Raw genomic sequence first — 21,655 nt, 5'->3', positions numbered from 1 at the left:
GCGCCTGACCGCATAACGTAGACAGCCGGGGCACGGATCGTGCCCCGGCTGTCGCGTTCTCGGGGAAGGTATCGGCCATGGCCATGGGCAACGACATCGTGGACACACCGGAGTCGTGGGAGGTGGTCGCCTCACGGACCCCGTTCGAGGGCGCGAAGACGGCCGTCAAGTCGGACCAGGTCCGGATGCCCGACCGCGCGGTGGTGCGCCGCGACTACCAGGTGCACCCCGGCTCGGTGTGCGTCCTCGCCCTCGACGAGGAGCAGCGGGTGCTGGTCCTGAAGCAGTTCCGCCACCCGGTGCGGCACCGGCTGTGGGAACTCCCGGCCGGGCTGCTCGACGTACCCGGCGAGAACCCGCTGCACGCGGCTCAGCGGGAGCTGTACGAGGAGGCGCACGCCAGGGCGGGCGACTGGCGGGTGCTGGCCGACTTCTTCAGCTCCCCCGGCGGATCCGACGAGGCCGTACGGGTCTTCCTCGCCCGGGACCTGGCGGAGGCCGAGGGGAAGCGGTACGAGGTCTCCGAGGAGGAGGCCGACATGGAGATCGCCCGTGTGCCGCTGAAGGACCTGGTCCGCGGGGTCCTGGCGGGCGAGCTGGGCAATCCGGGCCTGGTGACCGGGGTGCTGGCCCTTTCCGCGGCGCTCGCCTCCGAGGGCGGCATCGAGTCCCTGCGCCCGGCCCTGGCCCCCTGGCCGGCCCGCCCGTACGGGGCGTGACCGCCCCCGTGCACCCGGGTCGTGCGGGCCGTACGTGAAAAATAGGTCCATCTGCTGATCCGATTGGGGGATTTGCCCGCCGCGCTCCACACGGGTCGTCGCTCTGCGTGAACTACGCTCGCAACCCGGTGGCAGGGAGAGGAGCGGATCCGTGGCGGATTTCGTCGGGCGGCGGCGTGAGCTCAAGGAGCTGCGCGAGGACATCGCACGGACCGGGCTCGACACCCTCTCCGGCCGCAAGGCCAAGGCGCCCCGGGCCCGGGTGCTGCTCGTCGCCGGGCGGCCGGGGTCCGGGCGCACGGCCCTCGCCGAGGCCTTCGTGCGCGAGGTCGCCGAGGAGTACCCCGGCGGAGTGCTCCGCACCCGGCTCACCGCCCCCGGCGGGGAGACCGTGGCCACCGAGCGGGCCGTCCGGAGCCTGCTGGAGGGGCTGGGGCGGCCCACCCCGCCCGGAGCCGGCGAGGACGAGCTGAGCTCCGCCCTGCGCACCGCCCTCGAAGGCCGCCGGGTGATCATCCTGGTCGACGACGCCGCCGATCCGCAGCAGGTGGACGCGCTGCTGCCGGACACCCCCGAATGCCTGGTCGTGGTCACCGCCGAGGGGCCGCTCACCGGGATCCCCGACGTCCGGCCCTGCACCCTGGGCGGGCTCGACACCCCCTCCGCCGTGGAACTGCTCGCACAGAGCATCGGCGACACCCGCGTCACCGCCGACCCGCGGGCCGCCGAGGCCCTCGCCGAGGAGTGCGGGGGGCAGCCCGCCGCGCTCGTCCTCGTCGGCGGTTGGCTCGCCGCCCACCCCAAGGCCTCCGTCGCCGACGTGGCCAAGCAGCTGCACGACATGCCCGCCACCACCGGCGGCCCGCTCGCCCGCGGCTTCCGGCTCGTCTACGAATCCCTGCCGCAGCCCGCCCAGCGGACCCTGCGGCTGCTGCCGCTCGCCCCGGCCGGAATCGTCGACTCGCACACCGCCTCGGCCCTCGCCGGCTGCTCCGTGGCCGCCGCCCAGTCCACGCTCGACGACTTCGCCGGGCTGGGCCTCGTCCGCTCCGCCCACGACGGCCTGTTCCTGCTGCCCGGCTGCCTCGCACCGATGCTCCAGGCCCTGCTGGAGGCCAAGGAGCGCCCCGCCGAGGTCCAGCTGGCCCGGGCCCGGATGCTGGAGCGCACCGTACGGCTGCTGCACTCCTGCCGGGCCATGGCCGAGCCCGAGGAGCCCGGGGTCGACGCCGCTGTCGACGACGGCCTGCGGGAACTGCTGGACGGTCTGCCGCGCGCCCTGCGGTTCCCCGACCGGCGGGCCGCCGCGACCTGGCTCGACACCCGGCTGCCCGCGCTCTCCGCGGCCGCCTCGCTGGCCGTGGCCGACGGGGAGCTGGACACCCTGGCCCGCAGGCTGGTCGCGGCCCTCGTACGGGCGCTGGCGGACCACCGGGGCACGGCCGGGGCCGCTCCCGAGCTGTACGGGCTGCACCGCCTGGTCCTGGACGTGGCCGAGCGCCGCAGGCTGCACCGGGAGCAGGCCGCCGCACTGCTGAACCTGGCCGACCTGGACGCCGCGACCGGCCGTACCCAGGAGGCGCTGGAGCGCTACCGGTCCGCGCTGGACGCCGGACGGGCGGCGAACGATCCGTACGCGACCGGCCGCGCGATGGAATCCGTAGGCGGCGCGTACCAGGAGCTGACGGACTGGCACCGGGCCTCCGACTGGTTCGGCCGGGCGCTCTCCCAGGCCCTGGCGCGGGGCGAGCGCGCGGACGAGGCCCGGCTGTACGGGCGGCTCGGGAACGTGCACACCTACGCGGGGCGGTACGGGGACGCGCTGCGCAGCTGGCGGGCGGCCGCCGCGGGCTACCGGAAGCTGGCCGATGTGCCGGGGCAGGCAAAGGCGTTGAGCGAGATGGCGCGGGTCCAGGAGTACGCCGGCCGGCCCGAGGAATCGCTGCACACCTGCCGCGAGGCGGTGGAGCTGGCGCGCAGGGCCGGGGACCAGCGACTTCAGGCCGCTCTGCAGGTCCGGCTGGCCGACACGCTGGACCGGCTCGGGGACCCCGCAGCTGCCAGGTTGCACCGGTCCGCGGCCGACAGATTGCTGGGAGACGACCCCGCAGCCTGCGAAATCCGCAGTGGTTCCGACTGAGATTATTGGTTTGCAAGGCTAGACAGCGACTCATCCTTCATTAGACTGGGTTCACCGCGGCTTCCCGTGGTGCATCCCGTTGCGCGTTCTTGTGGGCGGGTATGTATGGAAGTGCCCCCGAAAATCCCCTGAGCCAAGGACCGTGATCGACGATGAAGGTCGGCATCCCCCGCGAGGTCAAGAACAACGAGTTCCGGGTCGCCATCACGCCCGCCGGCGTGCATGAGCTGGTCCGCAACGGCCACCAGGTCTTCGTCGAGCAGAACGCCGGTGTGGGTTCCTCGATCACGGACGCGGAGTACGTCTCGGCCGGCGCCGAGATCCTCGGCAGCGCCGACGAGGTCTGGGCCATCGCCGACCTGCTGCTCAAGGTCAAGGAGCCGATCGCGGAGGAGTACCACCGCCTCCGCAAGGACCAGACGCTCTTCACCTACCTGCACCTGGCGGCCTCCCGCGAGTGCACGGACGCCCTGCTGGAGTCCGGCACCACCGCCATCGCCTATGAGACGGTCGAGCTCGCCAACCGTGCGCTGCCGCTGCTCGCCCCGATGTCCGAGGTCGCGGGCCGGCTGGCCCCGCAGGTCGGCGCCTACCACCTGATGCGCTCGGCCGGCGGCCGCGGCGTCCTCCCGGGCGGTGTTCCCGGCACCCACGCCGGTGAGTGCGTGGTCATCGGCGGCGGCGTCTCCGGCTGGAACGCCGCGCAGATCGCCATCGGCATGGGCTTCCACGTGACCCTGCTGGACCGCGACATCAACAAGCTCCGCGAGGCCGACAAGATCTTCGGCACGAAGATCAAGACGATCGTCTCCAACGCCTTCGAGCTGGAGAAGGCCGTCGTCGAGGCCGACCTCGTCATCGGTGCGGTGCTGATCCCGGGTGCGAAGGCCCCGAAGCTGGTCACCAACGAGCTCGTCGCCAAGATGAAGCCCGGAAGTGTCCTTGTCGACATCGCGATCGACCAGGGTGGCTGCTTCGAGGACTCCCGTCCGACCACTCACGCCGAGCCGACCTTCCGGGTCCACAACTCGGTCTTCTACTGCGTCGCCAACATGCCGGGCGCGGTTCCGAACACCTCCACCTACGCGCTGACGAACGCGACGCTGCCCTACATCGTGCAGCTCGCCAACCTCGGCTGGGCCGAGGCGCTGCGTCGTGACGCCGCGCTCGCGCTGGGCCTCAACACCCATGACGGCCAGGTCGTTTACGGTCCCGTCGCCGAGGCCCACGGCCTCGAGACCCTTGAGCTGAGCACGCTGCTCGGCTGACCCGTCAACGACTGACGTCAATCTCACGTATCCGGCCGGACCTTGCCCGCAAGGTCCGGCCGGGCGTGTTTGCCCGGTGCCCGGCGACCCTGTTCAACTCGCCTCGAACGTAACCCTTTAACCCTTTCGCGCACCCGCGAAACTTCACAGCGACAGCTCGTGCGCCCTTGACAGAGTGGTGTTCGGTTGCCGACACATCGTGCCGGGTCCGGCGGATTGTGTTGCCGCTGAGTGGTGACACGCCATAGAGTCGCCAACCGTCGGCATGGTGCCACGCTGACCTATCGATAAGTGTCCTGGTCACGTCCGAGGAGGTAAGACGACTTGTGAATGAGTCGACATTTGCTCCTGGGGGTGGTCGAGCAGGGATGCCTGAGCGGGGCCAGGGCCCTACCGGGCTCGAAGCCGTCGGCTCCGTCGCAGTACGCACCTTCGCAAACCACCAGCACATGACGACGCCCCAAAAGAGCATGGACGGCCTAGACGTGAACTCCAGGGCCGGCGACCCGAGCGGCGAAAAGCCCGTGGGTTTCGCCGACTACGACAATGTGCCCGAGGGGCACTTCTACGACCCCGACGCGGAGTACGAACCGGACCCCGAGTACGCGGCCACTCTCGCCCCCGACGCTGCCCGTCAGCGCCGTGAGCGGATCGGCCCGACCGGACGCCCGCTTCCGTACTTCCCGATCCCGGGTCCGCTGACCGACCACGGTCCGGCGAAGATCATCGCGATGTGCAACCAGAAGGGCGGCGTGGGCAAGACCACGTCGACCATCAACCTGGGTGCCGCGCTCGCCGAGTACGGGCGCCGCGTGCTGCTGGTCGACTTCGACCCGCAGGGCGCACTGTCCGTGGGTCTCGGCGTGAACCCGATGGAACTCGACCTGACGGTCTACAACCTGCTCATGGAGCGGGGCATGTCGGCCGACGAGGTGCTGCTCAAGACGGCGGTCCCCAACATGGACCTGCTGCCGAGCAACATCGACCTGTCCGCTGCCGAAGTGCAGTTGGTCAGCGAGGTCGCGCGCGAGTCCACCCTGCAGCGGGCCCTGAAGCCCCTGCTGGCCGACTACGACTACATCGTGATCGACTGTCAGCCCTCGCTCGGTCTGCTGACCGTGAACGCCCTGACGGCGGCTCACAAGGTCATCGTCCCGCTGGAGTGCGAGTTCTTCGCGCTGCGCGGCGTGGCGCTGCTGACCGAGACCATCGAGAAGGTCCAGGAGCGGCTCAACCCCGAGCTGGAGCTCGACGGCATCCTCGCCACGATGTACGACTCCCGTACGGTGCACAGCCGCGAGGTGCTGGCGCGCGTCGTCGAGGCCTTCGACGACCACGTCTACCACACGGTCATCGGCCGCACGGTGCGCTTCCCGGAGACCACGGTCGCCGGTGAACCGATCACGACGTACGCGTCCAACTCCGTCGGCGCCGCCGCCTACCGCCAGCTGGCCAGGGAGGTGCTCGCCCGGTGTCACGCCGAGTGAGTCTGCCCGGAGCCGACGAACTGTTCCGTACGACCGGGGGGATGGCGCTCCAGTCGTCCTCGCCGCGGCGCGGGGTCGACGAGACGCCCGCCGCGGAACACTCGGCCACTTCGGCCGAGGGCACGGCGAGTGAGGGCCGCGGCCGGGAGGCCGCGGCCGGCGCGGAGACCGGCGGGCCCGTCGTGGGGCAGCCGAGGCGCCCGCAGGAAGGTTCTGCCGGCCCGGCCGGCGGCGTGGGATCCGCCCCGGCCGGCGCGGGCCGCCGGGGCAAGGGGCAGGGCCGGGGCGCCAACCGGCGCCCCAGCGGCCGCGAGCGCCACGACGAGAAGATCACGGTCTACGTCTCCGCCGAGGAGCTCATGGACCTGGAACACGCGCGGCTGGTGCTGCGCGGCGAGCACGGGCTGGCGGTGGACCGGGGCCGCATCGTCCGCGAGGCGGTGGCCGTCGTGCTGGCCGATCTCGAATCCCGCGGCGACGCGAGCATCCTCGTACGGCGCCTGCGCGGCCGCTGACCGCCCTGGGGCCCGCTCTCCCGGTGCCCCGGTCCGGCCGGTCGGCCTGCGCGTCACGGCGCGGCCCGCGGCGCGCCTTCCCGGAGCCGGGCCCGGCGGCTGTCCACCTGGTGACCGGGCCTCCGGGTGATCTGCGGCCCGGCTCCCCGGAACGTCGCCCCGTCGCAGGGAGCCCGCCCGCCGGACGGCGCTCCGTACGGGCGGGGGAGCGCCGGTCCGGCGGTGCGGCGCCGTGCCGGGCGGTGATCCGCCGGGGAGCGCGGGGGAGCCCGTAGGCTGCTGATGGCCGCGGCCATGGCGCCCGGCCCTCCACGCCGCCTCTTTGCACCTCCTGGACCGCGATGCCCCTGCCCGCCGAACCCGGCCGACCGACCCGGCGCGTCCTGGGCCGCGGCCCCGGCGCCCCCGACGCGGCCCGGCAACCGGACGCGCACGAGGCGGGAGCGGCTCCCGAAGCCCCCGAAGCCGCTGAGGAGCCCGCTGCGCGCCCCGAGCCGGCGGTGGACGCGGCGGCGCCGGAACGTTCCCCCGGGCCCGCAGAGGGGCCGCAGGAGCCCCGGGAGTCGGCCCCTGCGCCGGCCCGGGCCCCGGCCGCGGCCCCGGATGCCCGGGCGGACGTACGCACCGAGAGCGCGGCCCCCGCGGGCGGCGACGGACGGTTCACGCTGCGGCTCGCCAACTTCGAGGGCCCCTTCGACCTGCTGCTCCAGCTGATCTCGCGGCACAAGCTCGACGTCACCGAGGTCGCGCTGTCCCGGGTCACCGACGAGTTCATGGCGCACATCCGGGCCATGGGACCCGACTGGGACCTCGACCAGACCACCGAGTTCCTCGTCGTCGCCGCCACCCTGCTCGACCTCAAGGCCGCCCGGCTGCTGCCGGTCGCCGAGGTGGAGGACGAGGCGGACCTGGCGCTGCTGGAGGCCCGGGACCTGCTCTTCGCGCGCCTGCTCCAGTACCGCGCGTACAAGCAGATCGCCGAGATCTTCGAGCGGCGTGCGGAGGCCGAGGGCCGGCGGTACCCGCGGACCGTGGGGCTGGAGCCGCACCACGCCGACCTGCTGCCCGAGGTGGTCATCAGCATCGGTCCGGAGGGGTTCGCCCGGCTCGCCGTGAAGGCGATGCAGCCCAGGGCGAAGCCCCAGGTGTACGTGGACCACATCCACGCCCCGCTGGTCAGCGTGCGCGAGCAGGCCGGGCTCGTGGTGCGGATGCTGAAGACGCGCGGGGAGGCCACCTTCCAGGAGCTCACCGAGGACGCGGAGGACACCCTCACCGTCGTCGCGCGCTTCCTGGCCCTGCTGGAGCTCTACCGGGAGAAGGCGGTCGTCCTCGACCAGGAGGAGGCCCTGCAGACCCTCACCGTGCGCTGGAGCGGCGGGGACGGCGACGGCATGCCGACCGTGACCGACGAGTTCGACCGGATCGTGGAGGTGAAGGATTGAGCAGCGACGTGAGCGCGGTGGCCGCGCTGGAGCTGAAGCCGGCCCTGGAGGCCGTGCTCATGGTCGTGGACGAGCCGGCGACCGAGGCGCACCTCGCCAAGGTGCTGGAGCGCACCCCGCGCGAGGTCGCGCAGGCGCTGCGGGAGCTCGCCGACGAGTACACGGCCGCGCGCCGGGGCTTCGAGCTCCGGCTCGTCGCCGGGGGCTGGCGGTTCTACACCCGGGCGGAGTACGCCCCGGCCGTGGAGGGCTTCGTACTGGACGGCCAGCAGGCCCGGCTCACCCAGGCGGCGCTGGAGACCCTGGCGGTCGTCGCGTACCGCCAGCCGGTCAGCCGATCGCGGGTGTCCGCGGTGCGCGGAGTCAACTGCGACGGGGTCATGCGGACCCTCCTCCAGCGCGGTCTGGTGGAGGAGGCGGGGACGGAACCCGAAACAGGTGCGATCCTATACAGGACGACGAACTACTTTCTGGAGCGGATGGGCCTGCGCGGCCTGGACGAGCTCCCGGAGCTCGCGCCCTTCCTCCCCGAGGCGGACGCGATCGAAGCCGAGACGCAAGAAGGTGTGCCGTCGTTCGATCCGGACGCACCGGACACCGATGAAGACGACAAGACGACGGAACTTTGATGCGAAGCAGCGGCAACGGCAACGGTGGCGGCAACAGGAACAGTGGCAGCGGCGGTGGCGGCGGGCGCGGTAACTCCCGCGGCGGCTCCTCCAGCGGCGGCGGTGGCTACCGCGGGAGCGGCTCCGGCGGCAGCAGCGGCTCCGGCGGCGGATACCGCGGCGGCAGTGGCGGCTCCGGCGGCTCCCGTGGCGGCAGCTCCGGTGGCTCCGGCAGCTCCGGCGGCGGCTACCGCGGCGGCAGCGGCAGCTCCGGCGGCTCCGGCGGCTCCCGTGGCGGCAGCTCCGGCGGCTCCCGCGGCGGCTACCAGGGCGGTGGCGGCTACCAGGGCGGCGGCTCCGACTCGCGCGACCGCGACCAGCCGGCCCCCCGCATCCGCAACCCGCGTCCCGAGGAGCGCCGCTACGACGTAGGCCCCGAGGGCGAGCGCAGCGGACGCAGCGGCCCCAAGGCCGGCGGCGGCGGTGCCCGCGGTGCTGCGGCGCGCGGTGGCGCCAAGGGCGGTCCCCGGACCTCCAAGACCCCCGGCATCGGCGGCGCGGGCGGCCCGCGCAGCGGTCCCGGCAGCCGCAGCGGCCAGTCCCGCCCGCGCGAGCTGGACGCGCGGATCGAGGAGCGCGTGCGCGACCGGTACGCCGACAAGCCCGTGATCAAGACCCCGAAGACCTTCCCGGGCGCCGAGGAGGAGGGTGAGCGTCTGCAGAAGGTGCTCGCCCGAGCCGGCATGGGTTCGCGCCGCGCCTGCGAGGAGCTCATCGAGCAGGCCCGCGTCGAGGTCAACGGCGAGATCGTGCTGGAGCAGGGCAAGCGCGTCCAGCCGAAGGACGAGATCAAGGTGGACGGCCTGACCGTCGCCACCCAGTCGTACCTGTTCTTCGCGCTGAACAAGCCCGCCGGTGTGGTCTCCACCATGGAGGACCCGGACGGACGCCAGTGCCTGGGCGACTACGTCACCAACCGCGAGACCCGTCTCTTCCACGTCGGCCGGCTCGACACCGAGACCGAGGGCATCATCCTGCTCACCAACCACGGTGAGCTGGCCCACCGCCTCACGCACCCGAAGTACGGCGTGAAGAAGACGTACGTGGCCGCCATCACCGGCCCGCTGCCGCGCGAGATCGGCAAGCGGCTCAAGGACGGCATCGAGCTGGAGGACGGCTACGCCCGTGCCGACCACTTCCGCGTCGTCGACCAGGTCGGCAAGAACTACCTGGTCGAGGTCACCCTCCACGAGGGCCGCAAGCACATCGTCCGCCGCATGATGGCGGAGGCCGGCTTCCCCGTCGAGAAGCTCGTCCGGACCTCCTTCGGTCCGATCGAGCTGGGCGACCAGAAGTCCGGCTGGCTGCGCCGCCTGACCAACACCGAGGTCGGCATGCTGATGCGCGAGGTCGGTCTCTAGTACGCAGGCCGGTCGCCGCGCAGGCGGCCGGCCCGATCGCAGAAAACCCGCGGTGCCCCCAGGGCGCCGCGGGTTTTCTGCTTGCCGGGCCCTGTCCGCTCGGGATTCTGTTTGTCAGCCACCCCGCTTCCTGTTTATAGTCAACATGACCATTAAGTAGAACGAGGGGGGTCGGCATGAGCTGGACCATGAGCTGGACCGAGGTGCTCGGCTTCGCCACCGGCGCCCTGTGCGTCTGGCTGGTCGCCCGGCAGCACGTCGCCAACTGGCCGATCGGCATCGCCAACAACGTCTTCTTCATCGTGCTCTTCGCCCAGGCCGGCCTCTACGCCGACGCCGGGCTCCAGATCGTCTTCATCGCCCTCGCCGCCTACGGCTGGTGGTCCTGGACCCACGGGGGTGGACCAGGATCCGCCGAGGCCCTGCCGGTGCGCCGCACCACGCGCACCGAATGGGCCGGGCTCGCCGCGGCGGGGGTGGTGGGGGTGCTCGCGCTCACCCTGCTCCTGAGCCGGGCCACCGACTCCACCGTCCCGTTCTGGGACGCGCTCACCACCGGTCTCTCGCTCGTCGCCACCTACGGGCAGTGCCGCAAGCTGGTCGAGTCCTGGTGGCTGTGGATCGCGGCCGACCTCGTCTACATCCCGCTCTACGTCCACAAGGGCCTCTACCTGACCTCCGCGCTCTACGTGGGCTTCCTCGCCCTGTGCGTGGTCGGACTCCTCGGCTGGCGGCCCGCGCTGCCCGCGCGGGACACCCGTACGGCGGCGGGGGCGACGGCATGAGGCGCCACGGTCACGGCCTGGTCCTCGGCAAGTTCTACCCGCCGCACGCCGGCCACCACCACCTCGTCCGCACCGCCCAGGACCAGTGCGACCGGCTGACGGTGCTGGTGTGCGCGGCCTCCGTCGAGTCGGTCCCGCTCGCCGACCGGGTCGCCTGGATGCGCGAGGCGCACCCCGGGGCCGATGTCGTCGGCGCCGTGGACGACATCCCGGTCGACCTGCACGACCCGGCGATCTGGGAGGCCCACATGGCGGTGTTCCGCAGCGCGGTCCCCGGGCGCGTGGACGCCGTGTTCACCTCGGAGGAGTACGGGAGCGAGCTCGCCCGGCGGTTCGGCGCCGCGGAGGTCCTGGTGGACCGGGAACGGACGCTGTTCCCGGTGTCCGGGACGGCGGTGAGGGCGGACCCGGTCGGCTCCTGGGAGTTCCTCGGGCCGGCCGTACGGGCCGCCCTGACCCGGCGGGTCGTCGTCCTCGGGGCGGAGTCCACCGGCACCACCACGCTCTCGCGGGCCCTGGCGGACCACTACCGGCGGCGCGGCGGGGTCTGGGCCAGGACGGGCTGGGTCGCCGAGTACGGCCGCAGGTACAGCGAGGAGAAGCTGGCGGCGGCCCGCGCGGCCGACCCCGCGGCCTCCTGGGCGGACGTGTCCTTCACCTCGGAGGAGTTCCCGGTCATCGCCCGCCACCAGGACGCGGACGAGGAGCAGGCGGCCCGGCTCGGCTCCCCGGTGCTGTTCTGCGACACCGACTCCTTCGCGACCGGGATCTGGCACGAGCGGTACATGGACGGCCGAAACGCGGAGGTCGAGCGGATCGCCGCCCTGACCCGGCGGGACCTGTACCTGCTGACCGACCACGCCGACGTGCCCTTCGAGGACGACGGACTGCGGGACGGGCCGCAGCTGCGGCCCTGGATGACCGAGCGGTTCCGGGCGGAACTGGAGCGCACCGGGAGGCGTTACCTCCTCGTGCGCGGGGACCGGGCGGCCCGGCTGGAAGCCGGCGTCCGGGCCGTGGACGGACTGCTGGCCGAGGGTTGGCACTTCACCGACCCCCTCCCGGAGAACCGATGACCGCCGGCTATGACCCGTACGCCTTCGAGCCGTTCGCGGTGACCGTGGACCTGGCCGTGTTCACGGTGCGCGGCGGCGCCCTGCACGTCCTGCTGATCCGGCGCGGTCAGCAGCCGTACGCCGGTGCCTGGGCGCTGCCCGGCGGCTTCGTCCTGCCGCGGGAGTCCGCCGAGACCGCCGCCCGGCGCGAACTGGCCGAGGAGACCGGCCTGTCGGAGCAGCTCGTGGCGGCACTCCACCTGGAGCAGCTGCGCACGTACAGCGAGCCGGACAGGGACCCCCGGATGCGGGTGGTCTCGGTGGCCTTCACCGCGCTCGTACCGGACCTCCCGGAGCCGGCGGCGGAGGGCGGCGGGGACGCGGCGCACGCCCGCTGGCTCGCGCTGGATGAGGTCACGGAACTGGCCTTCGACCACGCGGTGATCCTGGCGGACGCGCGGGAGCGGATCGGCTCAAAGCTGGAGTACACCTGCCTGGCCACCGGCTTCTGCCCGCCCGAGTTCACCCTCGGCGAGCTGCAGTCCGTCTACGAGACCGTCTGGAACACCGCCCTCGACCGCCCCAACTTCCGCCGCAAGGTCCTGGCGACCCCGGGATTCGTCGAGGCCGTGCCGGGCGCGGCCCGGCTGACCGGCGGCCGCGGCAAACCGGCCGCCCTCTACCGGCCCGGTCCGGCGACCACCCTCCACCCACCCCTGCTGCGACCGGAAGGATCCTCCCGATGACCAAGCGAGCCGCGACGGGCGCCATGATCGGCCTGGCCCTGGGCGATGCCCTCGGCTTCCCGACCGAGTTCAACGACGTGCCCTCGATCCTGGCCAAGACCGGCCCTTGGCGCGAGATGAGCCTCCCCCGCCCGGCGATCGTCACGGACGACACCCAGATGACCCTCGCGCTGGCCCGCGGCATGCGTACGGCGGCGGAGCGCGGCCCGGTGGGCCCGCTGCGCCTGGCCCGGCCGGTCCGCGAGGAGTTCGTCGACTGGTACCACTCCCCGGAGAACAACCGGGCCCCGGGCCGCACCTGCATGACGGCCTGCCGGCTGCTGGACACCCCGGACCGGGACTGGCGCGATGCCAGCCAGATCGGCTCCAAGGGCTGCGGCGCCAACATGCGGGTGGTCCCGGTCGGGCTCGTGCCGGACTGGACCGAGGAGGAGCGGGCCGGTGCGGCGCAGCTCCAGTCCGCCCTCACCCACGGGCACCCGACGGCGCTCGCCGCCTCCGACCTGACCGCCCGGGCGGTGCACCTGCTGGCCGAGGGCACCGAGGTGACGGGGCTCGTCGGGCGGCTGCGCTCGTACGCCCTGGAGAACCGCACCCGCTACCACGAGCGCTGGCTGGGCGACCTGTGGATGCGGACCGCCTCCGACGCCTCCCCGGAGTCCTTCATCGCGCGGGGCTGGGACGAGTGCCTGGCGGTCCTGGACCGCCTCGCGGCCGCCCTGCGGTCCCCGTCCCCGGAGACCGATCCCTGCCTGGCCACGGGCGACGGCTGGATAGCCGAGGAAGCCCTCGCCACCGCCCTGCACTGCTTCCTGCTCTTCCCCGACGAGCCGCTGACGGCGCTGCGCCGGGCCGCCTGCACCCGGGGCGACTCCGACTCCCTCGCCTGCCTGGCCGGCGCCTTCGCCGGAGCCCACCTCGGCGCGGACGTCTGGCCCCGCGAGTGGGAGGGCCGCATCGAGTACCGGGACGAACTCCTGGCCTTCGGCACCCTCTGGGATGCTTGATCCATGCTGGATGCACTGAGTCTCGACCTGAGCCCCGTCGTGGCGGAACAGCCCGACCCGCTGCTGTTCGCCACGGTCTCCGGCGCGCACCTGTACGGCTTCCCGTCCCGGGACTCCGACATCGACCTGCGCGGCGCCCACCTGCTCCCGGCCGAGGACCTGCTGGGGCTGCGCGAGCCGGAGGAGACCCGTACCCGCATGTGGGACCGGGACGACGTGGAGATGGACCTCGTCACGCACGACCTGCGCAAGTTCGTCCGCCTGATGCTGAAGCACAACGGCTACGTCCTGGAGCAGCTGCTCTCCCCGCTCGTCGTCCACACGACGCCGGCGCACGAGGAGCTGATCGCGCTGTCCCCGGGCGTGCTGACCTCCCACCACGCCCACCACTACCGCGGGTTCGCGGGCACCCAGTGGCGGCTGTTCGAGAAGGCCGCCGAACTCAAGCCGCTGCTCTACGCCTTCCGGGCGCTGCTCACCGGCATCCACCTCATGCGCTCGGCGGAGGTGCAGGCGCACCTGCCGACCCTGCTGGCCGAGGTGCCGCAGGCGCCCCCCTACCTCGCCGACCTGATCGAGGCCAAGGTGGCCGCCGAGCACGGGGGGTACGAGGGCCCGGCCCTCGGTACGGTGCGAGAGGACTTCGAGGCGCTGCACGCGGTGCTGGACGCGGCGCAGGCCGCTTCCGCGCTGCCCGAGCAGGGCTCGGCGTACGACGCGCTCGACGCGTTCGTCGTACGGCGGCGCACGCTACGCGGCTGACGCGCGGCGGGTGCGGACCAGGAAGTCCTGCACCCGCGCGTGGTCGGGCTCGGCGGGCAGGACGGTGGCGGCCAGAGCCGTGTCCGTCTCGTCCCGCAGCCGGGCCATCCAGGCGTCGACCTCGTCCCAGCCGAGCTCCCCGCGGCGGACCGCGAGGAGGCGGTCGCGGTGCGGGCCGGCGTCGATGGTCAGGCGGCCGGTGCGCAGCAGGTCACGGCAGGACAGCAGCAGGCGCAGCAGGTGCATGGCGTGCTTCCAGCGCGGGGCGCCGTGGACGCGGACGTCCGCGAGGAGTTTGCCGTGCTGGGAGGCCGCGTACCGGCTGAAGCTGGTGTGGGCCCGGCGGGAGAGGAAGGCCCCGCGCAGGGAGAGCAGCTCCTCGCCGACCGGGGTGACCTCTTCCACCAGGGGGGAGTGCAGGCACTCCAGGATGTTCGGGTTGGCCCGCAGGGCCAGTTCGCAGAAGCGCTCCAGCTCCCAGGAGAACTCCTCGTCCCGCGGGCCCTCCACGTGCGTGGGGGGCTTCTCGAAGCGCCAGAAGAGCGGCGTCGGGGCGAGGTAGACACCGCGCAGGTCGGTGTCGCTCGCCTCCGTCGCCAGCCCGAACGCCCGGGAACCCATCACGCACCGGTAGACCGTGTGGTCCCGTACCAGTGTCAGATCGTCCATCCGGGGAGCGTAGAGCCCGGTCAGGGGCTATGCGAGCGAGATATTGCCGTCCGCCGCGACCTTGATCTTCTTCTCGGTCAGCCCCTTGGTGGCCGGCCCCTTGGTCACCGCGCCGTCCGCGATGGCGAACTTGCTGTCGTGGCAGGGGCAGTCGATGGTGCCGTTCTCCACCTTGTTCACCAGGCAGCCCTGGTGGGGGCAGACCGCCGTGAAGCACTTGAAGGTGCCGGCCTTGGGCTGGGTGACCACGACCTTCTCCTCCTTGAAGACCTTGCCCCCGCCCACCGGCACGTCCGCCTTCTTGGTCAGGGCCTCGTCGGCGGCCGGCGCGCCGGCCTCCGAACTGGCCGGAGCGGGGGCGGTGGGCGCGGTGTCCGCGCCGCTCGCCTCGCCCTGCGGGGCCTTCTCACCGCTACCGCCGCCGCAGGCGGTGATCGCGCCGCCGGTCAGGGCGGCCGCGCCGATCGTCAGTACCGTGCGCCGGGCGGTGTGCGTGAGGTCGCTCATGAGTCTCTCCTCGCTTCGTGGCCGGATGGCGTGCAGCATCCTGGCCTGCGGCGGGCCTCAGGTGAAGCCTGCCGCGCCGGTTCATCGGCCCGGTTCCCACGGGGCCAGTGAGGTGGGAGTGCCGGGTGTGCGTACGACTTCCCACACGTGAACCACGGCTTCCCGGTTCAGCGGACCGTGGACATGGGGGTATCGGCCGCCGGTTTCACTCGCCCGGCGCACCTCGGAGGTCAGTGCGCCCTCGTCGAGCTCCACCGCGAGCAGGATCCCGGGTACCGCCCGGTAGTGCGCGTCGGCGATCGCGAGTGCCGTGGGGCGGTCCGCCGAACAGTGGACGAACCCCTCGGTCTCCAGCGAGGGCGGGGCGTACGGGAGCTCGGGCGCGGCGGCCCAGTCGGCGAGCGGGACGATGTGGAAGATCATGCCGATGGTTCTACCGCAACGGTCCCGGACCTGTGCGCCAGGTGGCGGCATGCGCCGGTCCGGGTCACATTGTCCGTGTCCCGAAGCCGGGTACGCCGCTGTCCGCGCGGCCCGGCCCCTCTTCGAAAGAACCAGTCGGTCAGCGGCGCCCAGATCGCCGAGGCACTGCCCGACGAGGCCCTTCAGAAGGCGGCCGCGCAGGCGGGCGTCAGCCCGCAGGAGGCCGCCGACCAGATCGCCCGGGCCCTGCCCACCGCCGTCGACAGGCTGAGCCCGCAGGGACAGCTTCCGACCGGTTCGCTGGAGGACATCATCCGGCAGCAGAAGTTCTGACCGGCCGGCGACAGCACGCCGGGGCCCGGCCGCCGTCCCACGGGATGGGCGGTCGGGCCCTCGTGCCGCACGGGCTGGATACCCTGGCCGGACAGCCCGTCAGCTCGCCTTTCGCAACCCTGGAGTGCCTCGTGAGAACCGCCGTCGTCATCGGAACCGGACTGATCGGCACCTCCGCGGCGCTCGCCCTGACCGCCCGCGGGATCACCGTCCACCTCGCCGACCACGACCCGGACCGGGCCCGTACGGCGGCCGCCCTCGGCGCCGGTACCGACGAGCCCCCGCAGGAGCAGGTCGACCTCGCGATCGTCGCCGTCCCCCCGGCCCACGTGGCCGCGACCCTGGCCGACCTGATCGGGCGCGGGGTCGCCCGGGCCTACGTGGACGTGGCCAGCGTCAAGGGCGGACCGCGCCGGGAACTGGCGGCGCTCGGCGTCGACGTCACCGCGTACATCGGGACCCACCCGATGGCCGGCAAGGAGCAGTCGGGTCCGCTCGCCGCCACCGCGGACCTCTTCGAGGGCCGGCCGTGGGTGCTGACCCCCACCCGGGACACCGAGCACGAGGTCCTCAACCTCGCACTGGAACTGGTCGCCCTCAGCCGTGCCGTACCGGTGGTGATGGACGCCGACGCCCACGACCGGGCGGTGGCGCTCGTCTCGCACACCCCGCAGCTGGTCTCCAGCATGGTCGCGGCCCGCCTGGAGGAGGCCGACGAGACGGCGGTGCGGCTGTGCGGGCAGGGCATCCGCGACGTGACCCGCATCGCGGCCTCCGACCCGCGGATGTGGGTGGAGATCCTCTCCGCCAACCCGGGACCCGTGGCCGACGTCCTCGCCGGGATCGCCGCCGACCTGGAAGAGACCGTGGAAGCACTGCGCGGCCTCCAGTCCGGCGACGTCGAGAAGCGGCGCGGCGGCGCCGCGGGCATCGAGGACGTCCTGCGGCGCGGGAACGCGGGCCGGGTCCGGGTGCCGGGCAAGCACGGCGCGGCGCCCACGGTCTACGAGACGGTGGCCGTGCTCATCAGCGACCAGCCCGGGGAGCTGGCACGGATCTTCGCCGACGCGGGCCGGGCCAGGGTCAACATCGAGGACGTACGGATCGAGCACGCGACGGGCCAGCAGGCGGGGCTCGTACAGCTGATGGTGGAGCCGCGGGCGGTGGCCGGTCTGACGGCCGAGCTGCGGGAGCGGGGCTGGGCGCTTCGGCAGCCGTAGCCCGCGGCGCCGCTGCCGGGGGCTCCGCCCCCGGGCCACCGCGTCCCGGACGCCGGCGGGGGCCGGAACCACCGGGCGGGGACGGGGGCCGTCCGGGGCCGGTAACCTTGGGGAGGGGCGCTTTGCCGCGCCCGGACACGTACGCGCAACCAGGAAGGTGCCCGCACCGTGGAAACCGTAGCTCCGTCCGCCGTGATCGTCGCCATCGACGGTCCCTCCGGCACGGGCAAGTCCAGCACCTCCAAGGCCGTGGCCGCCAAGCTCGGGCTGCGCTACCTGGACACCGGTGCCCAGTACCGGGCCATCACCTGGTGGATGATCACCAACGGCGTCGACACCGACGACCCGCAGGCCGTCGCGATCGCCGCCGGCAAGCCCACCATCGTCTCCGGCACCGACCCGGCCGCCCCCACCATCACCGTGGACGGCCTCGACGCCGCGGGTCCCATCCGGACCCAGGAGGTCACCTCCAGGGTCAGCGCCGTCAGCGCCGTCCCCGAGGTGCGCACCCTGATCACCGACCTCCAGCGCTCCATCGCCGCCGAGGCGGCCCAGGAGGCCGAGGGGATCGTCGTCGAGGGCCGGGACATCGGCACCACCGTCCTGCCCGACGCCGACCTCAAGATCTTCCTGACCGCCTCCGCCGAGGCGCGCGCCGCCCGGCGCAGCGGAGAGCTCCGCGGCAAGGAGGCCGCCGACCTCGCGGCCACCAAGGAGGCCCTGATCAAGCGCGACGCGGCCGACTCCGGCCGCAAGACCTCCCCGCTGGCCAAGGCCGACGACGCCGTCGAGGTGGACACCACCGAGCTCACGCTCGACCGCGTGATCGAATGCGTCGTGACGCTCGTGGAAGAGAAGCGGGCGGGCCGCAAGTGAGCGAAGCGCCCTCCCGCAAGGGTGCGGCGGTCGGCAGGCGCATCGGCATCGGGCTCATGTACGGGCTCTGGAAGCCGCGCGTACTGGGGGCCTGGAAAGTGCCCGCCTCGGGCCCCGTCATCCTCGCCGTGAACCACTCGCACAACATCGACGGCCCCATGGTGATGGGCACCGCGCCCAGACCCCTGCACTTCCTGATCAAGAAGGAAGCGTACGTGGGCCCGCTCGGCCCCTTCCTCGAAGGGATCGGGCAGGTCAAGGTCGACCGCGGCGGCCCCGACCGGACGGCGATAGGCCGCGCCCTCGGGGTGCTCGACAATGGAGGGGCCCTGGGGATATTTCCCGAGGGCACCCGGGGCGAGGGCGATTTCGCCTCGCTGCGCGCGGGCCTCGCGTACTTCGCGGTCCGCAGCGGCGCTCCCGTCGTGCCCGTGGCCGTCCTCGGCAGCGGGGACACCCCGGGGCGCGTCGTCAAGGGCCTGCCGGCCCTCAAGAGCCGGGTCGACGTCGTCTTCGGCTCGGCCTTCGACGCCGGGGACGGCAGTGGCCGCCGCACCCGTACCGCACTGGACGAGGCCACCGTACGCATCCAGGACCGGCTGACCGCCCACCTGGCCGACGCCAAGCGCCTCACCGGGCGCTGAGCGAGACTTGAACCAGTAGTGGAACCGCGCTGCGCGGGTACCACCGACCACCACGAACGACGAGGAACGGACTTCATGAACGACCAGCACGACCACGGAGCACTTGGCGATGCCGAGTACGCGGAGTTCATGGAGCTCGCCGCGGAAGAGGGCTTCGACATCGAAGAGGTCGAAGGCGCGATCGAGGAGGCCGGCCACGGCCCGCTTCCCGTCCTCGCCGTCGTCGGCCGCCCGAATGTCGGCAAGTCGACCCTGGTGAACCGGATCATCGGCCGCCGCGAGGCGGTCGTCGAGGACAAGCCCGGCGTCACCCGCGACCGCGTCACGTACGAGGCCGAGTGGGCCGGCCGCCGCTTCAAGGTCGTCGACACCGGCGGCTGGGAGCAGGACGTCCTCGGCATCGACGCCTCCGTCGCCGCCCAGGCCGAGTACGCCATCGAGGCCGCCGACGCGGTCGTCTTCGTCGTCGACTCCAAGGTCGGCGCCACCGACACCGACGAGGCCGTCGTACGCCTGCTGCGCAAGGCGGGCAAGCCCGTCGTGCTGTGCGCCAACAAGGTCGACGGCCAGAGCGGCGAGTCCGACGCGGCCTCCCTGTGGTCGCTCGGCCTCGGTATGCCGCACCCGGTCTCCTCGCTGCACGGCCGCGGCACCGGCGACATGCTCGACGCCGTCCTGGAGGCCCTGCCCGAGGCCCCCGAGCAGACCTTCGGCAGCGCCGCCCCCGGCGGCCCCCGCCGCATCGCGCTGATCGGCCGCCCGAACGTCGGCAAGTCCTCGCTCCTGAACAAGGTGGCGAAGGAGGACCGCGTCGTCGTCAACGAGCTGGCCGGCACCACCCGCGACCCGGTCGACGAGCTGATCGAACTCGGCGGCATCACCTGGAAGTTCATCGACACCGCCGGTATCCGCAAGAAGGTCCACCTCCAGCAGGGCGCCGACTACTACGCCTCCCTGCGCACGGCCGCCGCCGTCGAGAAGGCGGAGGTCGCGGTGATCCTGATCGACACCACCGAGACCATCAGCGTCCAGGACCAGCGCATCATCACGATGGCCGTCGAGGCGGGCCGCGCGATCGTCATCGCGTACAACAAGTGGGACGAGCTCGACGAGGAGCGCCGCTACTACCTCGAGCGCGAGATCGAGACCGAGATGCAGCAGGTCTCGTGGGCGCCCCGGGTGAACGTCTCGGCGCTCACCGGCCGCCACATGGAGAAGCTGGTCCCGGCGATCGAGACCGCCCTGGCGGGCTGGGAGACGCGCGTTCCCACCGGTCGGCTGAACGCCTTCCTCGGTGAGGTCGTCGCCGCCCACCCGCACCCGATCCGTGGCGGCAAGCAGCCCCGCATCCTGTTCGGTACCCAGGCGGGCAGCAAGCCGCCGCGGTTCGTCCTCTTCGCCTCCGGCTTCCTGGAGCACGGCTACCGGCGCTTCATCGAGCGCCGCCTGCGCGAGGAGTTCGGCTTCGAGGGCACCCCGATCCACATCTCGGTGCGGGTGCGCGAGAAGCGCGGCGCCCAGTACAAGAAGAAGAAGTAGTCGCCGGGCGGGGGACCCCGAGGGGTCAGTAACCCCGGCGCGGAGCGGGCGGCAGGGCCGCCGGGATGTGCGTCATCCCGGTCTGGTGCTGCCGCCCGTCGGCGTATCCGGGGCTGCCCGCGTACGAGTACGCCGGCTGGGGCTGGGGCTGCGGCTGCGGGGCGGGGGTGTACGAGGGCTGCCAGCTGTCGACCCGCTGCCAGCCGGAACCGCTCCAGCCGCTGCCGTACGCGCTGCCGCTCGTGTACGAGCCTCCGTAGGAGAAGGCCGTGAACCCGCTGTCCTCCTCGCCCGAGCGATCGCCCGGCAGCGCCCGGAAGGCGCGCAGGTACTCCGAGTACAGCGTGTCGTAGATCGGGGTGTGCGAGACGGCCGGAGAGCTGTCCCTGTCCCGTGCGGGACGCATCGCGGGGACGCTGCTCGGGTAGGACGGGGCGCGGGAGGAGTCGTATGAATGCACGTATCAGCCAACGAAACCGGCGCTCTGCGGATGCGGGGTGACGGGGGAGCAAACACAGAAACGCCGGGGGTGTGCGGGACGGACCGCACACCCCCGGCGCACGCCGCCCGGCCCCCTCGGCAGGGGGCTGGGCGGCCGTTCCGGTACCGCCGGTCAGGCGCCGGGCGTACCCGCCAGCGGCATCGCGGCGGCCACGAGCTTGCCCGCGGCGGCGGCCTTGTCCAGGGCGTCGCGCAGCAGGTCCTCACGCGGCTGCTGGCCGATGGAGCCGACCGGGGCGGCGTAGATGAGCACGCGCTGGGTCTTGTTGACCGCGGCCCGCCAGCCGTCGGTGACCGACAGGGCCTGGTGCGCCTGCCACCAGGCGACCTGGCCGCCGCCCTCGGCGCCCGGCTGCAGTACGGCGTGCAGCTGGCCCGCGGCGAGCAGGACCGACCAGCCGCCGAGGAGGCCGGGGACCTCGGCGGTGTCGGTGACCGGGATGAACCCCTGCTCGATGAGGAGCGGCAGGAAGTCGTCGCCGGGGCCGTCGCTGCCGGGGCGGGCGATCGGGGCGGTCGGCTCGACCACCAGGGCGGGGTGCAGCTCGCCGCCGATCAGGATGAGGCCGCTGGTGATGCCGAGGACGGCCTGGCCGCCCTGCACGTTCTGCGGGGGGACCCCGGGGCCACCGGCGGCGGCCGGGCTGTCGCCGGTGATGCTGCGGACGGCGCCCTGGAGCTGCTCCTCGGAGACCGAGACGACCTGCGAGGGGATGCAGGTGGCGTGGGCGAACGCGAGGACGGCGGTCTCCTCGCCGACGAACAGCACCGTGCTGGTGCGGTCGTTCTCGGGGTCGCCCGGGGTGCGGCAGGAGGTGCAGTCGTAACTGCGCGGCGCGTCTTCGCCGACGAGCAGCCTGTCGGCTTCTTCGTCACCGATCTCGGCACGTACCTCATCACTGACGTCGAGCATGCGCGGCACGGGGTGGCTCCTCGGCATAGGTGCGGGTCCGGGAGGCTCCCGGCTCGCCGGGCTCAACGGCCC

The 21,655-nt window shown here is 72.9% G+C and carries 23 protein-coding genes; 18 read left to right on the top strand and 5 right to left on the bottom strand.

Going from position 1 to position 21,655, the window contains the following annotated elements; all coding sequences use genetic code 11:
• The first annotated feature begins 83 nt into the window (after nucleotides 1–83).
• The 13 genes from IE257_RS34325 to IE257_RS34265 all read left to right on the top strand — a co-directional run bounded on the left by IE257_RS34325 (nucleotide 84) and on the right by IE257_RS34265 (nucleotide 13,958).
• Nucleotides 84–719 (top strand): NUDIX domain-containing protein, encoded by a 636-nt coding sequence (locus tag IE257_RS34325; protein WP_189973773.1) that lies wholly within the window; start codon nucleotides 84–86, stop codon nucleotides 717–719.
• Between the two features lie 151 nt (nucleotides 720–870).
• On the top strand, nucleotides 871–2,859 hold the full coding sequence (locus IE257_RS34320; protein WP_229920833.1) for a tetratricopeptide repeat protein: 1,989 nt from the start codon (nucleotides 871–873) through the stop codon (nucleotides 2,857–2,859).
• 152 nt (nucleotides 2,860–3,011) lie between these two features.
• Nucleotides 3,012–4,127, top strand: coding sequence for an alanine dehydrogenase (gene ald / locus IE257_RS34315; RefSeq protein WP_052875774.1), 1,116 nt, complete (start codon nucleotides 3,012–3,014; stop codon nucleotides 4,125–4,127).
• 368 nt (nucleotides 4,128–4,495) lie between these two features.
• Nucleotides 4,496–5,614 carry a ParA family protein gene (locus IE257_RS34310; protein WP_189973746.1) on the top strand — a complete coding sequence of 373 codons (1,119 nt, stop codon included), beginning with the start codon at nucleotides 4,496–4,498 and terminating at the stop codon, nucleotides 5,612–5,614.
• Nucleotides 5,599–6,129: a hypothetical protein gene (locus IE257_RS34305; RefSeq protein ID WP_189973745.1), complete on the top strand. Its 531-nt coding sequence runs from the start codon at nucleotides 5,599–5,601 to the stop codon at nucleotides 6,127–6,129. Before IE257_RS34310 ends, IE257_RS34305 begins: the two co-directional genes overlap by 16 nt.
• A gap of 341 nt (nucleotides 6,130–6,470) precedes the next feature.
• A complete protein-coding gene (locus IE257_RS34300) occupies nucleotides 6,471–7,574 on the top strand; it encodes a segregation and condensation protein A (protein WP_189973744.1) in 1,104 nt (367 codons plus the stop codon).
• Nucleotides 7,571–8,203: an SMC-Scp complex subunit ScpB gene (scpB, locus tag IE257_RS34295; RefSeq protein WP_030389215.1), complete on the top strand. Its 633-nt coding sequence runs from the start codon at nucleotides 7,571–7,573 to the stop codon at nucleotides 8,201–8,203. Before IE257_RS34300 ends, scpB begins: the two co-directional genes overlap by 4 nt.
• A complete protein-coding gene (locus IE257_RS34290) occupies nucleotides 8,203–9,603 on the top strand; it encodes a pseudouridine synthase (RefSeq protein WP_189973743.1) in 1,401 nt (466 codons plus the stop codon). Before scpB ends, IE257_RS34290 begins: the two co-directional genes overlap by 1 nt.
• 176 nt (nucleotides 9,604–9,779) lie before the next feature.
• Nucleotides 9,780–10,388 (top strand): nicotinamide riboside transporter PnuC, encoded by a 609-nt coding sequence (gene pnuC / locus IE257_RS34285; protein ID WP_189973742.1) that lies wholly within the window; start codon nucleotides 9,780–9,782, stop codon nucleotides 10,386–10,388.
• Nucleotides 10,385–11,464 (top strand): AAA family ATPase, encoded by a 1,080-nt coding sequence (locus IE257_RS34280; RefSeq protein ID WP_189973741.1) that lies wholly within the window; start codon nucleotides 10,385–10,387, stop codon nucleotides 11,462–11,464. Before pnuC ends, IE257_RS34280 begins: the two co-directional genes overlap by 4 nt.
• Nucleotides 11,461–12,189, top strand: a complete 729-nt coding sequence (locus IE257_RS34275) for an NUDIX hydrolase (protein ID WP_189973740.1) — start codon at nucleotides 11,461–11,463, stop codon at nucleotides 12,187–12,189. Before IE257_RS34280 ends, IE257_RS34275 begins: the two co-directional genes overlap by 4 nt.
• Nucleotides 12,186–13,196, top strand: coding sequence for an ADP-ribosylglycohydrolase family protein (locus IE257_RS34270; protein ID WP_189973739.1), 1,011 nt, complete (start codon nucleotides 12,186–12,188; stop codon nucleotides 13,194–13,196). The genes IE257_RS34275 and IE257_RS34270 overlap by 4 nt, the downstream gene beginning before the upstream one ends.
• 3 nt (nucleotides 13,197–13,199) lie before the next feature.
• Nucleotides 13,200–13,958 carry a nucleotidyltransferase domain-containing protein gene (locus tag IE257_RS34265; protein WP_189973738.1) on the top strand — a complete coding sequence of 253 codons (759 nt, stop codon included), beginning with the start codon at nucleotides 13,200–13,202 and terminating at the stop codon, nucleotides 13,956–13,958.
• On the opposite strand, the gene IE257_RS34260 is transcribed toward IE257_RS34265, so the two are convergent.
• The 3 genes from IE257_RS34260 to IE257_RS34250 all read right to left on the bottom strand — a co-directional run bounded on the left by IE257_RS34260 (nucleotide 13,947) and on the right by IE257_RS34250 (nucleotide 15,557).
• A complete protein-coding gene (locus IE257_RS34260; RefSeq protein ID WP_189973737.1) occupies nucleotides 13,947–14,627 on the bottom strand; it encodes a nucleotidyltransferase domain-containing protein in 681 nt (226 codons plus the stop codon). The two genes, IE257_RS34265 and IE257_RS34260, sit on opposite strands and share 12 nt — an antisense overlap.
• 27 nt (nucleotides 14,628–14,654) lie before the next feature.
• Nucleotides 14,655–15,134, bottom strand: coding sequence for a Rieske (2Fe-2S) protein (locus IE257_RS34255; RefSeq protein WP_189973736.1), 480 nt, complete (start codon nucleotides 15,132–15,134; stop codon nucleotides 14,655–14,657).
• An 81-nt stretch (nucleotides 15,135–15,215) separates the two neighbouring features.
• Entirely contained in the window at nucleotides 15,216–15,557 is a 342-nt protein-coding gene (locus IE257_RS34250) for a DUF952 domain-containing protein (protein WP_189973735.1), read from the bottom strand.
• A 75-nt stretch (nucleotides 15,558–15,632) separates the two neighbouring features.
• Here IE257_RS34250 and IE257_RS34245 point away from each other — a divergent pair, with 75 nt between their 5' ends.
• From IE257_RS34245 to der, 5 genes are all read left to right on the top strand, one after another.
• Entirely contained in the window at nucleotides 15,633–15,890 is a 258-nt protein-coding gene (locus IE257_RS34245) for a YidB family protein (protein ID WP_229920832.1), read from the top strand.
• Nucleotides 15,891–16,021: 131 nt separating this feature from the next.
• Nucleotides 16,022–17,110 (top strand): prephenate dehydrogenase, encoded by a 1,089-nt coding sequence (locus tag IE257_RS34240; protein ID WP_189973734.1) that lies wholly within the window; start codon nucleotides 16,022–16,024, stop codon nucleotides 17,108–17,110.
• 168 nt (nucleotides 17,111–17,278) lie between these two features.
• Entirely contained in the window at nucleotides 17,279–17,986 is a 708-nt protein-coding gene (gene cmk, locus IE257_RS34235; protein WP_189973733.1) for a (d)CMP kinase, read from the top strand.
• Nucleotides 17,941–18,630, top strand: coding sequence for a lysophospholipid acyltransferase family protein (locus IE257_RS34230; protein ID WP_245385615.1), 690 nt, complete (start codon nucleotides 17,941–17,943; stop codon nucleotides 18,628–18,630). The genes cmk and IE257_RS34230 overlap by 46 nt, the downstream gene beginning before the upstream one ends.
• Before the next feature lie 75 nt (nucleotides 18,631–18,705).
• Nucleotides 18,706–20,169, top strand: a complete 1,464-nt coding sequence (gene der / locus IE257_RS34225) for a ribosome biogenesis GTPase Der (RefSeq protein ID WP_189973731.1) — start codon at nucleotides 18,706–18,708, stop codon at nucleotides 20,167–20,169.
• A gap of 25 nt (nucleotides 20,170–20,194) precedes the next feature.
• On the opposite strand, the gene IE257_RS34220 is transcribed toward der, so the two are convergent.
• Nucleotides 20,195–20,575: a hypothetical protein gene (locus IE257_RS34220; protein WP_229920831.1), complete on the bottom strand. Its 381-nt coding sequence runs from the start codon at nucleotides 20,573–20,575 to the stop codon at nucleotides 20,195–20,197.
• Nucleotides 20,576–20,782: 207 nt separating this feature from the next.
• Nucleotides 20,783–21,592: a DUF8842 C-terminal domain-containing protein gene (locus IE257_RS34215; RefSeq protein ID WP_189973729.1), complete on the bottom strand. Its 810-nt coding sequence runs from the start codon at nucleotides 21,590–21,592 to the stop codon at nucleotides 20,783–20,785.
• Between the last annotated feature and the right edge of the window lie 63 nt (nucleotides 21,593–21,655).

The organism is Streptomyces avidinii (assembly GCF_014650695.1).
GTDB classification, from domain to species: domain Bacteria; phylum Actinomycetota; class Actinomycetes; order Streptomycetales; family Streptomycetaceae; genus Streptomyces; species Streptomyces avidinii.
Note: the sequence above shows the minus strand (reverse complement) of the source record. Positions and strands in the feature narration are given on the sequence as shown.